General features: G+C 53.5%; 14 protein-coding genes. 12 read left to right on the forward strand and 2 right to left on the reverse strand.

All coding sequences use genetic code 11. From position 1 onward, the window contains the following. Positions 1 to 125: 125 nt before the first annotated feature. From gltJ to rihA, 4 genes are all read left to right on the forward strand, one after another. Positions 126 to 866: a glutamate/aspartate ABC transporter permease GltJ gene (gltJ, locus tag WHR59_RS16930; protein WP_003831316.1), complete on the forward strand. Its 741-nt coding sequence runs from the start codon at positions 126 to 128 to the stop codon at positions 864 to 866. Further along, positions 866 to 1,540 (forward strand): glutamate/aspartate ABC transporter permease GltK, encoded by a 675-nt coding sequence (gltK, locus tag WHR59_RS16935; protein WP_003022757.1) that lies wholly within the window; start codon positions 866 to 868, stop codon positions 1,538 to 1,540. Before gltJ ends, gltK begins: the two co-directional genes overlap by 1 nt. Next, positions 1,540 to 2,265, forward strand: a complete 726-nt coding sequence (gene gltL / locus WHR59_RS16940; protein WP_043015577.1) for a glutamate/aspartate ABC transporter ATP-binding protein GltL — start codon at positions 1,540 to 1,542, stop codon at positions 2,263 to 2,265. The genes gltK and gltL overlap by 1 nt, the downstream gene beginning before the upstream one ends. Positions 2,266 to 2,381: 116 nt before the next feature. After that, positions 2,382 to 3,317: a pyrimidine-specific ribonucleoside hydrolase RihA gene (gene rihA / locus WHR59_RS16945; protein WP_075144998.1), complete on the forward strand. Its 936-nt coding sequence runs from the start codon at positions 2,382 to 2,384 to the stop codon at positions 3,315 to 3,317. A 96-nt stretch (positions 3,318 to 3,413) separates the two neighbouring features. On the opposite strand, the gene WHR59_RS16950 is transcribed toward rihA, so the two are convergent. After that, positions 3,414 to 3,896, reverse strand: coding sequence for a zinc ribbon-containing protein (locus WHR59_RS16950; protein ID WP_006685521.1), 483 nt, complete (start codon positions 3,894 to 3,896; stop codon positions 3,414 to 3,416). A 235-nt stretch (positions 3,897 to 4,131) separates the two neighbouring features. Between WHR59_RS16950 and leuS the strand changes: the two genes are divergently transcribed. From leuS to nadD, 4 genes are read left to right on the forward strand one after another with little or no spacing between them, the layout of a single operon-like run. Continuing rightward, complete coding sequence (gene leuS, locus WHR59_RS16955) at positions 4,132 to 6,714, forward strand: leucine--tRNA ligase (RefSeq protein ID WP_087051570.1); 2,583 nt, start codon at positions 4,132 to 4,134, stop codon at positions 6,712 to 6,714. Between the two features lie 14 nt (positions 6,715 to 6,728). Beyond that, complete coding sequence (gene lptE, locus WHR59_RS16960) at positions 6,729 to 7,322, forward strand: LPS assembly lipoprotein LptE (RefSeq protein ID WP_047412692.1); 594 nt, start codon at positions 6,729 to 6,731, stop codon at positions 7,320 to 7,322. Next, on the forward strand, positions 7,322 to 8,353 hold the full coding sequence (gene holA, locus WHR59_RS16965) for a DNA polymerase III subunit delta (RefSeq protein WP_338843319.1): 1,032 nt from the start codon (positions 7,322 to 7,324) through the stop codon (positions 8,351 to 8,353). Before lptE ends, holA begins: the two co-directional genes overlap by 1 nt. A gap of 1 nt (position 8,354) precedes the next feature. Then, a complete protein-coding gene (nadD, locus tag WHR59_RS16970) occupies positions 8,355 to 8,996 on the forward strand; it encodes a nicotinate-nucleotide adenylyltransferase (RefSeq protein WP_087051702.1) in 642 nt (213 codons plus the stop codon). Here the strand turns inward: nadD and cobD are convergent. Next, entirely contained in the window at positions 8,971 to 10,065 is a 1,095-nt protein-coding gene (gene cobD / locus WHR59_RS16975; RefSeq protein ID WP_043015572.1) for a threonine-phosphate decarboxylase CobD, read from the reverse strand. The two genes, nadD and cobD, sit on opposite strands and share 26 nt — an antisense overlap. Before the next feature lie 96 nt (positions 10,066 to 10,161). Here cobD and WHR59_RS16980 point away from each other — a divergent pair, with 96 nt between their 5' ends. The 4 genes from WHR59_RS16980 to mrdA all read left to right on the forward strand — a co-directional run bounded on the left by WHR59_RS16980 (position 10,162) and on the right by mrdA (position 13,748). After that, positions 10,162 to 10,773: an adenosylcobalamin/alpha-ribazole phosphatase gene (locus tag WHR59_RS16980; protein ID WP_043015571.1), complete on the forward strand. Its 612-nt coding sequence runs from the start codon at positions 10,162 to 10,164 to the stop codon at positions 10,771 to 10,773. 254 nt (positions 10,774 to 11,027) lie between these two features. After that, a complete protein-coding gene (gene rsfS, locus WHR59_RS16985) occupies positions 11,028 to 11,345 on the forward strand; it encodes a ribosome silencing factor (RefSeq protein ID WP_003022728.1) in 318 nt (105 codons plus the stop codon). Between the two features lie 3 nt (positions 11,346 to 11,348). Continuing rightward, positions 11,349 to 11,816 (forward strand): 23S rRNA (pseudouridine(1915)-N(3))-methyltransferase RlmH, encoded by a 468-nt coding sequence (gene rlmH / locus WHR59_RS16990; protein ID WP_003022725.1) that lies wholly within the window; start codon positions 11,349 to 11,351, stop codon positions 11,814 to 11,816. A 30-nt stretch (positions 11,817 to 11,846) separates the two neighbouring features. After that, positions 11,847 to 13,748, forward strand: coding sequence for a peptidoglycan DD-transpeptidase MrdA (mrdA, locus tag WHR59_RS16995; protein ID WP_043015570.1), 1,902 nt, complete (start codon positions 11,847 to 11,849; stop codon positions 13,746 to 13,748).

The following is a 13,748-nucleotide window of genomic DNA, read 5'->3' on the forward strand; positions in this document are numbered from 1 at the left end:
TTGCTACTCGGCACGGACAGACTATAAGCCTGATGGTCGTTCCCCATCAGGCCTGAAAACCGCAAAACGCCGAATAACAATCTTCGAGGGTAGCGCTGCTACCCTTTTTTTTCTGGAGTAGATTTATGTCTATAGACTGGAACTGGGGTATTTTTTTACAACAAGCCCCGTTCGGCAACACCACCTATCTCGGCTGGCTCTGGAGTGGTTTCCAGGTCACGGTCGCGTTATCCATCACCGCCTGGATTATCGCTTTCCTCATAGGCTCTTTATTCGGCATCTTACGTACCGTTCCAAATCGTTTCCTTTCTGGGATCGGCACGCTGTACGTTGAGCTGTTTCGTAACGTTCCGCTCATCGTCCAGTTTTTTACCTGGTATCTGGTCATTCCCGAACTGCTGCCGGAAAACATTGGGATGTGGTTCAAAGCTGAGTTGGATCCCAACATCCAGTTCTTCCTCTCATCGATGCTCTGCCTGGGGCTGTTTACCGCCGCGCGCGTCTGTGAACAGGTTCGTGCCGCTATTCAGTCTCTGCCTCGTGGGCAGAAAAACGCTGCGCTGGCGATGGGGCTAACGTTGCCGCAGGCCTACCGTTATGTGCTGCTGCCAAACGCTTACCGCGTGATTGTTCCGCCAATGACCTCAGAGATGATGAACCTGGTGAAGAACTCCGCGATCGCCTCCACTATCGGCCTGGTCGATATGGCGGCGCAGGCGGGTAAGCTGCTGGATTACTCCGCCCACGCATGGGAATCGTTTACCGCCATCACTCTGGCCTACGTCCTGATTAACGCCGTCATCATGCTGGTGATGAATCTCGTTGAACGTAAAATCCGCCTGCCTGGCAATTTGGGAGGCAAATAATGTACGAATTTGACTGGAGTTCTATCGTCCCTTCCCTGCCGTATTTGCTGGATGGGCTGATTATCACGCTGAAAATCACCGTTACGGCAGTGGTCATTGGTATTGTCTGGGGAACCATCCTTGCAGTGATGCGTTTGTCCAGCTTCGCACCTATTGCCTGGTTTGCGAAAGGCTACGTCAACGTGTTCCGTTCCATTCCGCTGGTAATGGTGCTGCTGTGGTTCTACCTGATTGTGCCAGGCTTCCTGCAAAACGTACTGGGTCTGTCGCCAAAAACCGATATTCGCCTGATCTCAGCAATGGTCGCGTTTTCGATGTTTGAAGCCGCATACTATTCCGAGATTATCCGTGCCGGTATCCAGAGTATTTCTCGTGGGCAATCCAGCGCTGCGCTGGCGCTGGGGATGACCCACTGGCAGTCGATGAAGCTCATCATTCTGCCGCAGGCATTCCGCGCAATGGTGCCGCTGCTGCTCACCCAGGGCATCGTACTCTTCCAGGACACCTCGCTGGTTTATGTATTAAGTCTGGCAGACTTCTTCCGTACCGCCTCCACCATTGGCGAGCGTGACGGCACGCAGGTTGAAATGATCCTGTTTGCTGGCGCCGTTTATTTTGTATTCAGTCTGAGCGCATCGTTGTTGGTCAGCTATTTGAAGAAAAGGACAGTTTAATGATTACCCTGAAAAATGTTTCTAAATGGTATGGTCACTTTCAGGTGCTGACCGACTGCTCCACGGAAGTGAAAAAAGGGGAAGTGGTGGTGGTCTGCGGCCCGTCAGGCTCAGGTAAATCAACGCTTATCAAAACGGTGAACGGGCTGGAGCCGGTACAACAGGGCGTGATCACCGTTGATGGCACCGTGGTGAATGATAAAAAAACCGATTTGGCTAAACTGCGCTCCCGCGTTGGTATGGTGTTCCAGCACTTTGAACTGTTCCCCCACCTGTCGATCATTGAGAACCTGACTCTGGCGCAGGTAAAAGTGCTTAAACGCGATAAAAAGCCGGCCCGCGACAAAGCGCAAAAGTTACTGGAACGCGTTGGTCTGTCAGCGCACGCCGATAAGTTTCCGGCTCAGCTCTCCGGAGGCCAACAACAGCGTGTCGCCATTGCCAGGGCGCTGTGTATGGATCCTATCGCCATGCTGTTTGACGAACCGACATCAGCGCTTGATCCTGAAATGATCAACGAAGTGCTGGACGTCATGGTTGAACTGGCCAATGAAGGGATGACCATGATGGTAGTCACCCACGAAATGGGCTTTGCGCGTAAAGTGGCGAACCGGGTGATCTTCATGGATGAAGGGAAAATTGTTGAAGACTCGCCGAAAGAAGAGTTCTTCGCCAATCCGAAATCAGACCGCGCCAAAGACTTCCTCGCGAAAATCCTGCATTAATCTTGCTGGCGCGCACCTCCATGTGCGCGCCACCTCACGATTTATCTCTTCACTTCTCGAAACAGGTACAGCCCAGCGTTAACCTTGTCACAAAGTCCCACTTACAAGGAGCAACAATGGCACTTCCTATCCTGTTTGATTGCGATCCAGGTCATGACGACGCTATCGCAATTGTTCTCGCCCTCGCCTCACCTGAACTGGATGTGAAAGCGATAACCTCATCTGCCGGTAACCAGACGCCCGACAAAACGCTGCGTAACGTATTACGCATGTTAACGTTACTCAACCGTACGGATATCCCAGTGGCCGGTGGCGCAGTGAAACCACTGATGCGCGATCTGATTATTGCCGATAACGTCCACGGTGAGAGTGGGCTGGATGGCCCGGCGCTGCCGGAACCCGCTTTTGCGCCACTTGACTGTACCGCCGTGGAACTGATGGCAAAAACCCTGCGGGACAGCCCGGAACCGGTAACCATTGTCTCCACCGGGCCGCAAACTAACGTAGCATTGCTTCTGAATAGCCATCCTGAGCTGCACGCCAAAATCGCCCGTATCGTGATTATGGGCGGTGCAATGGGCCTCGGAAACTGGACCCCTGCCGCCGAGTTCAATATTTTCGTGGATCCTGAAGCCGCTGAAATCGTATTCCAGTCTGGCATTCCAGTGGTGATGGCTGGTCTGGACGTCACGCATAAAGCGCAAATACATCGCGAAGATACCGAACGATTCCGCGCGATCGGCAATCCCATTTCGACGATTGTTGCAGAACTACTCGACTTCTTCTTTGAATATCACAAAGATGAAAAGTGGGGATTCATCGGCGCACCGCTGCATGACCCATGCACCATTGCCTGGCTGCTGAAACCAGAACTGTTTACCACCGTTGATCGTTGGGTTGGCGTGGAGACTCAGGGTAAATATACCCAGGGAATGACCGTGGTGGACTACTACTTCCTGAGCGGCAATAAGCCAAACGCCACCGTGATGGTGGATGTTGATCGCCAGGGGTTTGTCGATTTGCTGGCAGAACGGCTGAAGTTTTACGCCTAATACACGCCGGATGGCGCTAACGCTGATCCAGCCTACAAAATCGTGCAATTTGTAGGCCGGATAAGACGCTTTGCGTCGCCATCCGGCAATAAGCGATTACGGCTCAAACGGTCGGCGCTGGAACTGATCGTGTCCGCATTTCGGACATAACGGCAGCACATCCGGGGTGTAAACCGCCAAATGGAAGTGGCACTTCTCGCAGACCAGATTACCTAATCCGACCACCTCGCCGCTGTGATAAACCCCGTGATGACTGAGGTCCTGGAACACTTCGCGCCATTCGAGCTGCGTTTTATCGGTAATATCGGCCAGTTCCTGCCAGATACTCTCTTTGATAACCCGCATAAAGACGCTGTCTGTCTCCTCATCGAGGCTTTCTTCATAGCTCAGAGCAAACTCTTCCAGGTCACGTCTGACGGCCCGGGTGACCTCTTCCACCTCGGTTCGCGTTAACTCCCCGGTCTGCATAACTCGTTGACGCGCCTGCTCCACCAACGCATCGATATCGCGTTCGCCATTACGCAGACGTTCGCTCAGTGAAGCCACCAGTTCACGGTAATATTGAGCAACCTTGTTCATCGCTTCGCCTCCTGGGTCGTTAACTGTCTATAATAATAGACGTTATTTACGCTACGCTTTGCAAGACTGTCCACAGAGTGTGTAAATTCGTGCAAGAATTATCCTTGCGGGAATTCAACGCTGAATGCGCGAAAGGCTGTTTTGGCGCGGGCGTTTGGGCTATGCTATGCGGATCTGAAACACCACATCTAGAGCTACGTTTGTAGCTGTATTGAAAACAGGACCACTGGCTGCCATGCAAGAGCAATACCGCCCGGAAGAGATAGAATCCAAAGTACAGCTTCACTGGGATGAGAAGCGCACATTTGAAGTTACCGAAGACGAGAGCAAAGAGAAGTATTACTGCCTGTCTATGCTTCCCTATCCTTCTGGTCGACTACACATGGGCCACGTACGTAACTACACCATCGGTGACGTGATCGCCCGCTACCAGCGTATGCTGGGCAAAAACGTACTGCAGCCAATTGGCTGGGATGCGTTCGGCCTGCCTGCGGAAGGCGCTGCGGTTAAAAATAACACCGCGCCGGCACCGTGGACGTACGACAACATCGCTTACATGAAAAACCAGCTCAAAATGCTGGGTTTCGGTTATGACTGGAGCCGTGAGCTGGCGACCTGCACCCCGGAATACTACCGCTGGGAACAGAAGTTCTTCACCGAGCTGTACAAAAAAGGCCTGGTTTATAAGAAAACCTCTGCGGTCAACTGGTGCCCGAACGACCAGACCGTTCTGGCGAACGAACAGGTTATCGACGGCTGCTGCTGGCGTTGCGATACCAAAGTTGAGCGTAAAGAGATCCCACAGTGGTTCATTAAAATCACCGCCTACGCTGACGAACTGCTGCGCGATCTGGATAACCTGGATCACTGGCCTGACACCGTTAAGACCATGCAGCGCAACTGGATTGGCCGTTCTGAAGGCGTGGAAATCACCTTTGATGTGAATGGTTACGAGAATACGCTGACCGTTTATACCACCCGCCCGGACACCTTTATGGGTGCGACCTACCTGGCCGTTGCCGCAGGTCACCCGCTGGCGCAGAAAGCCGCCGCAAATAATCCTGAACTGGCCGCCTTCATTGACGAATGCCGCAACACCAAGGTTGCAGAAGCTGAAATGGCGACCATGGAGAAAAAAGGCGTCGATACTGGCTTTAAAGCCGTTCACCCGCTGACTGGCGAAGAGATCCCCGTTTGGGCAGCAAACTTCGTCCTGATGGAATACGGTACGGGCGCAGTCATGGCCGTTCCGGGCCACGATCAGCGCGATTACGAATTTGCCACCAAATATGGCCTGACCATCAAGCCGGTAATTCTGACCGCTGAAGGCGCAGAGCCGGACCTGTCTGAACAGGCGCTGACCGAAAAAGGCGTGCTGTTTAACTCCGGTGAGTTTGACGGCCTCGACTTCGAAGCGGCCTTCAACGCCATTGCTGACAAGCTGGTAGCCAAAGGCGTGGGTGAGCGTAAAGTTAACTACCGTCTGCGTGACTGGGGTGTTTCCCGTCAACGTTACTGGGGTGCGCCGATTCCGATGGTGACGCTGGAAGACGGTACCGTACTGCCTACGCCAGAAGACCAGTTGCCGGTTATTCTGCCGGAAGACGTGGTTATGGACGGCATTACCAGCCCAATCAAAGCCGATCCGGAGTGGGCGAAAACCACCGTTAACGGTATGCCTGCCCTGCGTGAAACCGATACCTTCGATACCTTTATGGAGTCGTCCTGGTACTACGCGCGCTACACCTGCCCGCAGTATCAGGAAGGCATGCTGGATTCCGACGCCGCTAACTACTGGCTGCCGGTTGATATCTACATTGGCGGTATTGAACACGCCATCATGCACCTGCTCTACTTCCGCTTCTTCCACAAACTGATGCGCGATGCAGGCATGGTCAACTCTGATGAACCAGCTAAACAGCTGCTGTGTCAGGGGATGGTGCTGGCTGACGCGTTCTACTATGTTGGCGCAAACGGTGAACGTAACTGGGTTTCTCCGGTTGATGCCATCGTTGAGCGTGACGAAAAAGGTCGTATCGTTAAGGCGAAGGACGCAGAAGGCCATGAGCTGGTGTATACCGGCATGAGCAAAATGTCCAAGTCGAAAAATAACGGTATCGACCCGCAGGTTATGGTTGAACGCTACGGTGCTGACACCGTTCGTCTGTTCATGATGTTCGCTTCTCCGGCTGATATGACGCTCGAATGGCAGGAATCCGGCGTTGAAGGGGCAAACCGCTTCCTGAAACGTGTCTGGAAACTGGTTTACGAACATACTTCTCAGGGGGATGTTGCAGCCCTGAACGCCGATGCGCTGAGCGAAGATCAAAAAGCGCTGCGTCGCGACGTGCACAAAACTATTGCTAAAGTCACCGATGATATCGGTCGTCGTCAGACCTTTAACACCGCGATTGCGGCGATTATGGAGCTGATGAACAAGCTGGCGAAAGCACCGCAGGAAGACGAACAAGACAGAGCCCTGATGCAGGAAGCCTTGCTGGCTGTTGTACGCATGCTCAACCCGTTCACCCCGCACGTTTGCTTCACCCTGTGGCAGGCGCTGAAAGGCGAAGGCGATATCGACAACGCGCCGTGGCCGGTGGCGGACGAAGCGGCAATGGTTGAAGACTCAACGCTGGTTGTGGTCCAGGTAAACGGTAAAGTACGTGGAAAAATCACCGTTCCGGTAAACGCCACTGAAGAGCAGGTTCGTGAGCGTGCTGGCCAGGAGCATCTGGTAGCAAAATATCTTGATGGCGTTACCGTACGTAAAGTGATTTATGTACCGGGTAAACTCCTCAATCTGGTCGTTGGCTAAGCGCGGGAGGAAGCGTGCGACTTCTGACAACATTGTTGTTATCTCTGGCGGTGCTTGTCACCGCCGGGTGCGGCTGGCATCTGCGTAGTACTACGCAGGTTCCACCCTCAATGAAAACCATGATCCTGAACACTGGCGATCCGAACGGCCCGTTAAGCCGTGCGGTTCGTAATCAGCTACGTCTGAACGGCGTTACGCTGCTTGAAGACGGTACAATGCGTAAAGATGTGACGTCCTTACGCCTTGGCGCGGTCAGCATTTCGCAGGATACGGCATCGGTATTCCAGAACGGTCAAACGGCTGAATACCAGATGGTGATGTCCGTAAGCGCAACCGTGCTGATCCCAGGTCATGATATTTATCCAATCAGCGCCAAAGTTTATCGTTCGTTCTTTGACAACCCACAGGCTGCACTGGCGAAGGATAACGAGCAGGACATGATTATCAAAGAGATGTATGACAAAGCGGCTGAGCAGTTGATTCGTAAGCTGCCGAGCGTACATCTGGCCGATACTCAGTCATCCAATGCTGATGCTGAGCCTGCGGTGAATAAAGCCGCGACGCCTGCGTCATCTCCGGCGCGTGTTTCCACCACGCTGGGTAACTGATGCTCAAGTTGTACCCTGAACAACTCCGCGCACAGCTCGATGAAGGGCTGCGCGCGGCGTATTTACTCTTAGGTAACGATCCTCTCTTATTGCAGGAAAGCCAGGACGCCATCCGTCAGGCTGCAGCAACGCAAGGATTCGAAGAACACCATGCTTTCACTCTGGACAACAGCACCGACTGGGGAGAGATTTTTTCACTCTGCCAGGCGATGAGCCTGTTTGCCAGTCGTCAAACCCTGCTTTTGCAATTGCCAGAAAATGGCCCGAATGCCGCCATTAACGAACAGCTTGCTTCACTCGTCACTTTGCTACATGACGATCTGCTGTTGATTGTTCGCGGCAACAAACTCACCAGGGCGCAGGAAAACGGCGCATGGTATACCGGGCTGGCGAAAAACGCGGTTCAGGTTAGCTGCCAGACGCCGGAGCAAGCACAGCTCCCGCGCTGGGTCGCCGCCAGAGCAAAGCTTAACAATCTGCAACTGGATGACGCAGCCAATCAGCTGTTGTGCTATTGCTATGAAGGTAATCTGCTAGCACTGGCGCAAGCGCTGGAACGGCTAGCGCTGCTTTGGCCAGATGGCAAGCTAACGCTGCCTCGCGTGGAGAAAGCCGTTAATGATGCCGCGCACTTTACCCCGTTCCACTGGGTGGACGCGCTGCTGATGGGCAAAAACAAACGCGCGCTGCACATTCTGCAGCAGCTACGCCTGGAAGGCAGTGAGCCGGTTATTTTGTTGCGTACGATACAGCGAGAGTTGCTGTTGCTGGTTAACTTAAAACGGCAGTCGGCCCATACGCCTTTGCGCTCGTTGTTTGATAAACACCGGGTGTGGCAGAATCGCCGGGGTATGATGGGCGATGCGCTAAACCGGCTGAACCCCGCGCAACTGCGTCAGGCGGTAACGCTGTTAACGCGTACGGAAATTACGCTTAAACAAGACTATGGTCAGTCAGTGTGGGCAGAACTTGAGGGACTTTCCCTTTTGCTCTGTCATAAATCGCTGGCCGATGTTTTTATTGATGGTTGATATGAAATCATTGCAGGCTCTGTTCGGTGGCACCTTTGATCCGGTGCATTATGGTCATCTTAAACCGGTTGAAATTCTGGCGAATCTGATTGGGCTTTCCCGGGTCATCATCATGCCCAATAACGTCCCGCCGCATCGTGCGCAACCTGAAGCGTCCGGTGAGCAACGTAAGCGTATGGTTGAACTGGCCATTGCTGACAAGCCGCTATTTTCCCTGGATGAACGCGAACTGAAACGCGATACCGCTTCCTACACCGCACAAACGCTAAAAGAGTGGCGCGAGGAGCAAGGCCCAAACGTGCCATTAGCGTTTATCATTGGTCAGGATTCACTGCTTACCTTCCCTTCCTGGCATGACTACCACACCATTCTGGGGAATACCCATCTTATCGTGTGCCGACGTCCGGGCTATCCGCTCGAAATGGCGCAGGAAAAACACCAGCAATGGCTGGAGGATCATCTGACCCATTCAGCAGATGACCTGCACAACCTGCCTTGCGGAAAAATTTACCTGGCCGAAACGCCGTGGTTTAACATCTCCGCCACGCTCATCCGTGAGCGTCTGGAAAAAGGCGAGCCGTGCGACGACCTGATGCCAGGCGCAGTGCTTGACTATATCAATCAGCAGGGATTGTACCGCTAAGCACCTTGCGTAAGGCCGTCAACAGGCGGTTATTCTCTTCCAGGCTGCGAACGGCTACCCGATAATAGCGCGCATCCAGCCCCGGATAATTAGCACAACTGCGAATGAGGACGTGTTGTTCCAGCAACGCGCGTTGCAAATCAATATCCGCGCAATCGCAGCGTAATAAACGATAATTTGCCCGGCCGGGATACGTCGTCAGGCCGGGCAATTCTTGCAACTGTTGATCAAACCGCGCCCCCTCTTGTTCCAGCCACTTCCACGTTGCCTGCTGATATGCGCTATCGCGTAAGATAATCTCGCCTGCCAGGGCAGCAAACGCATTAATTGACCACGGCATTTGTCGGCTGCGCATTTGTGCAACGGCCTGCTCGTGACTGTTGACCAGATACCCCAGACGCAGCCCCGGTATCGCATAGAACTTGGTGAGAGAGCGCAGCACCCAAATATGTGGGTTATCCCGCAGCAGCGGAATAAACCCCGGCTCCCCGGCAATAAAATCGATAAAGGCTTCATCGAGGATCAGAGCGATCCCAAGCCGCTCACAACGTGCGGCAATCTCACGTAGCAGGCGGTTATCCGGTAGTAACCCGGTGGGATTGTTGGGCGTACAGAGAAACAGGCAGTCCAGCTCTGAGGTTAACGCATCGAGGATCGCATCGGTAAGCTGCCAGCCGTCGTCTTCGCGCAGCGCAAACTCATGGATCGTACAGTCTCCCCATTGCAGCGCCCGACGATATTCCGCAAACCCGGGCGTCACGATCATCGCGTGGCGTGGCTTCAGGCCATGCACCAGGGTAAAAATAGACTCGGTCTCGCCGTTTCCAGCCAGGATCCACGAGGCCGGAATCTGATGATGCTCCGCCAGCGCCGCATGCAGTTTAGCGTAATCGACATCCGGGTAACGCTCCGCGCAGTCCAGGTTGTCGATGATCGCGCGTTTTAAACTTGCCGGCATACCCAACGGATTAATATTCGCGCTAAAATCCAGCAAATGCTCAGGCGAGATGCCCAACAATTCGGCGGCTTCTCGGGTATTACCACCATGCGCGCTCTTCAATAAAGACATCGTGCCGCTCCACGTAAAAGAGGGTATTTTAGTGAAAAATATCTGCGCAATCAGGGCAAACATCATATTTTGTGCGAATAGCCTGATGAGGAAAACATGAGACTCTGGTTAGTACGTCATGGAGAAACCGAAGCCAATGTCGCTGGTTTATACAGCGGCCACGCCCCCACACCGCTAACGGAACGGGGGATCGCTCAGGCGCAAACGCTGGGTAGGCTGTTACGCAATGTGCCTGTCGACAACGTTTTGTGCAGCGAGCTGGAACGCGCCCGCCATACAACACAGTTGGTCTTAGGGGATCGCGAGGTTGCGGTGCGCAATATGCCTGAACTCAATGAAATGTTTTTTGGTGACTGGGAAATGCGCCATCATCGCGATCTGGAGCGCGAAGACGCCGAAAACTACGCCGTGTGGTGTAACGACTGGCAGAATGCGACGCCCACAAATGGCGAAGGTTTTCAGGCATTTTCCCTGCGTGTGGAACGCTTCATTGCGCAACTCGCTGATTACAAAGCCTGCCAGAATCTGCTGGTGGTGAGTCATCAGGGCGTACTGAGCGTATTGATCGCCCGTCTGCTATCCATGCCAGCAGCGGCAATGTGGCATTTCCGCGTCGAACAAGGCTGCTGGAGCGCAATTGATTTTTGTGACGATTTTGCGGTTCTGAAAGTGCTCAACAGCCGTGCCGTATGGCACGACGGGGAGTGAAAGCGCTGTTTTTTATCTCGAAGGGGCTCTCTCCCATTGACACCCCATGACAGGCTGTTATTCTCCGCAACCTGACTTTTCCCGCCCTTCAGAGCTTTGCAGAAATTGTTTTACAAAAATGGCGATGCATTCTGTAGCGTGGGATGGGATGATAGCGCACTTCACAAGCGCTTTCGGAGACATTTGTCCCGATATCGCCTCTGGTTCAGGTATACTAACAGACGTTTTTAACTCTTTTCACCCAGGGGGAACACTTGCAGGGTAAAGCACTCCAGGATTTTGTAATCGACAAAATTGATGACCTGAAAGGTCAAGACATCATTGCCTTAGACGTTCAGGGCAAGTCCAGCATCACTGATTGCATGATTATCTGCACCGGCACATCCAGCCGTCACGTTATGTCTATCGCAGATCACGTTGTTCAGGAGTCCCGCACTGCTGGCCTGCTGCCGCTCGGCGTGGAAGGCGAGAATGTCGCTGACTGGATCGTCGTTGACCTCGGCGATGTGATTGTCCACGTGATGCAGGAAGAGAGTCGCCGCCTGTATGAACTGGAAAAACTCTGGAGTTAATGCGTGAAGCTGCAACTTGTCGCTGTGGGAACGAAAATGCCTGACTGGGTGCAAACCGGATTTACCGAGTATCTGCGTCGGTTTCCGAAAGATATGCCCTTTGAGCTGATCGAAATCCCGGCAGGAAAACGCGGCAAGAACGCGGACATTAAACGCATTCTCGACAAAGAGGGTGAGCAGATGCTGGCCGCAGCCGGCAAAAACCGCATCGTCACCCTTGATATCCCCGGGAAACCCTGGGATACGCCGCAGCTGGCGACCGAACTGGAGCGCTGGAAACTGGACGGCCGCGACGTCAGCCTGTTGATTGGCGGGCCAGAAGGGCTCTCTCCCGCCTGTAAAGCGGCAGCGGAACAAAGCTGGTCACTCTCTGCGTTAACCCTTCCTCACCCTCTTGTTCGGGTTCTGGTAGCGGAGAGTCTGTACAGGGCGTGGAGCATTACCACCAACCATCCTTATCACCGTGAGTGATCATTGATTCTTGAGTAGATTAAGCAGCGGATGAAACTACAGAATTCTTTTCGCGACTATTCGGCTGAGTCCGCGCTGTTTGTGCGCCGGGCGCTGGTCGCTTTTTTGGGGATTTTGCTGCTCACCGGCGTGCTGATCGCCAACCTTTATAATCTGCAAATCGTTCGCTTTACTGATTATCAGACTCGCTCGAACGAAAACCGTATCAAACTGGTCCCTATCGCGCCAAGTCGCGGCATCATTTATGACCGCAACGGCATTCCGCTCGCCCTTAACCGCACCATTTATCAGATAGAAATGATGCCGGAAAAGGTCGACAACATTCAGGATACGCTCGACGCGCTGCGTAACGTCGTAGACCTGACGGACGATGATATTGCCGCCTTTAAAAAAGAGCGCGCCCGTTCACACCGTTTCACCTCTATTCCGGTAAAAACCAACCTGACTGAAGTTCAGGTCGCACGGTTTGCCGTTAATCAATATCGCTTTCCGGGCGTCGAAGTTAAAGGCTATAAACGTCGCTATTACCCCTACGGCTCTGCGCTAACCCACGTGATTGGCTACGTATCGAAGATCAACGATAAAGACGTGGACCGCCTGGACAAAGACGGCAAGCTGGCTAACTACGCGGCGACGCACGACATCGGCAAGCTGGGTATTGAACGTTATTACGAAGACGTCCTTCACGGCCAGACCGGTTATGAAGAAGTTGAAGTGAACAACCGCGGCCGCGTCATTCGCCAGCTGAAAGAAGTGGCCCCGCAGGCCGGGCACGATATCTATCTCACTCTGGATTTGAAACTCCAGCAGTACATTGAAACGCTACTGGCGGGCAGTCGTGCCGCCGTGGTGGTTACCGATCCGCGTACCGGTGGCGTTCTGGCGCTGGTATCCATGCCGAGCTACGACCCGAACCTGTTTGTGGATGGTATCTCCAGCAAAGATTACTCCGGGTTGCTCAATGACCCGAATACTCCATTAGTTAACCGCGCCACGCAGGGCGTTTACCCCCCTGCTTCAACGGTAAAACCTTACGTCGCTGTTTCTGCGTTAAGCGCAGGCGTCATTACCCGCAACACCGGCCTGTTCGATCCGGGCTGGTGGCAGCTACCGGGCTCTGAGAAACGTTACCGCGACTGGAAAAAGTGGGGGCACGGTCATCTGAACATCACCCGTTCTCTGGAAGAGTCCGCAGATACGTTTTTCTATCAAATCGCCTATGATATGGGGATAGACCGGCTTTCAGAGTGGATGAGCAAGTTTGGCTACGGCCAATACACGGGTATCGATCTTGCCGAAGAACGTTCCGGCAATATGCCAACCCGCGAGTGGAAGCAAAAACGGTTTAAAAAACCATGGTACCAGGGTGATACCATTCCGGTCGGCATCGGTCAGGGTTACTGGACTGCAACCCCTATCCAGATGAGTAAAGCGCTGATGATCCTTATCAACGACGGTTTGGTAAAAGTCCCGCATCTGCTGATGAGTACGGCAGAAGACGGCAAGCAGGTGCCGTGGGTACAGCCGCACGAACCGCCCGTTGGCGATATTCATTCCGGTTATTGGGAAATCGCGAAAGACGGTATGTATGGTGTCGCGAACCGCCCTAACGGGACTGCGCACAAGTATTTTGCTGGCGCGCCTTACAAAATTGCGGCGAAATCCGGTACCGCACAGGTCTTTGGCCTGAAAGCCAATGAAACCTATAACGCGCATAAAATCGCCGAACGTTTACGTGACCACAAGCTGATGACGGCCTTCGCCCCCTATGATAAACCCCAGGTCGCTGTCGCCATGATCCTTGAAAACGGCGGCGCGGGTCCGGCGGTGGGCACTATTATGCGCCAAATCCTTGACCACATTATGTTAGGCGACAACAACACCAATCTGCCTGCAGAAAACCCCGCGGTTGCAGCAGCGGAGGACCAATAA

Origin of the sequence: Citrobacter europaeus, from assembly GCF_037482245.1 — a bacterium.
GTDB lineage: Bacteria > Pseudomonadota > Gammaproteobacteria > Enterobacterales > Enterobacteriaceae > Citrobacter > Citrobacter europaeus.

Coding starts and splice junctions, on each gene's coding strand:
- gltJ (WP_003831316.1), top strand. CDS start 126: ATGTCTATAGACTGGAACTGGGGTATTTTTTTACAACAAGCCCCGTTC.
- leuS (WP_087051570.1), top strand. CDS start 4,132: ATGCAAGAGCAATACCGCCCGGAAGAGATAGAATCCAAAGTACAGCTT.
- mrdA (WP_043015570.1), top strand. CDS start 11,847: ATGAAACTACAGAATTCTTTTCGCGACTATTCGGCTGAGTCCGCGCTG.
- gltL (WP_043015577.1), top strand. CDS start 1,540: ATGATTACCCTGAAAAATGTTTCTAAATGGTATGGTCACTTTCAGGTG.
- WHR59_RS16950 (WP_006685521.1), bottom strand. CDS start 3,896: ATGAACAAGGTTGCTCAATATTACCGTGAACTGGTGGCTTCACTGAGC.
- WHR59_RS16980 (WP_043015571.1), top strand. CDS start 10,162: ATGAGACTCTGGTTAGTACGTCATGGAGAAACCGAAGCCAATGTCGCT.
- nadD (WP_087051702.1), top strand. CDS start 8,355: ATGAAATCATTGCAGGCTCTGTTCGGTGGCACCTTTGATCCGGTGCAT.
- cobD (WP_043015572.1), bottom strand. CDS start 10,065: ATGTCTTTATTGAAGAGCGCGCATGGTGGTAATACCCGAGAAGCCGCC.
- rihA (WP_075144998.1), top strand. CDS start 2,382: ATGGCACTTCCTATCCTGTTTGATTGCGATCCAGGTCATGACGACGCT.
- gltK (WP_003022757.1), top strand. CDS start 866: ATGTACGAATTTGACTGGAGTTCTATCGTCCCTTCCCTGCCGTATTTG.
- holA (WP_338843319.1), top strand. CDS start 7,322: ATGCTCAAGTTGTACCCTGAACAACTCCGCGCACAGCTCGATGAAGGG.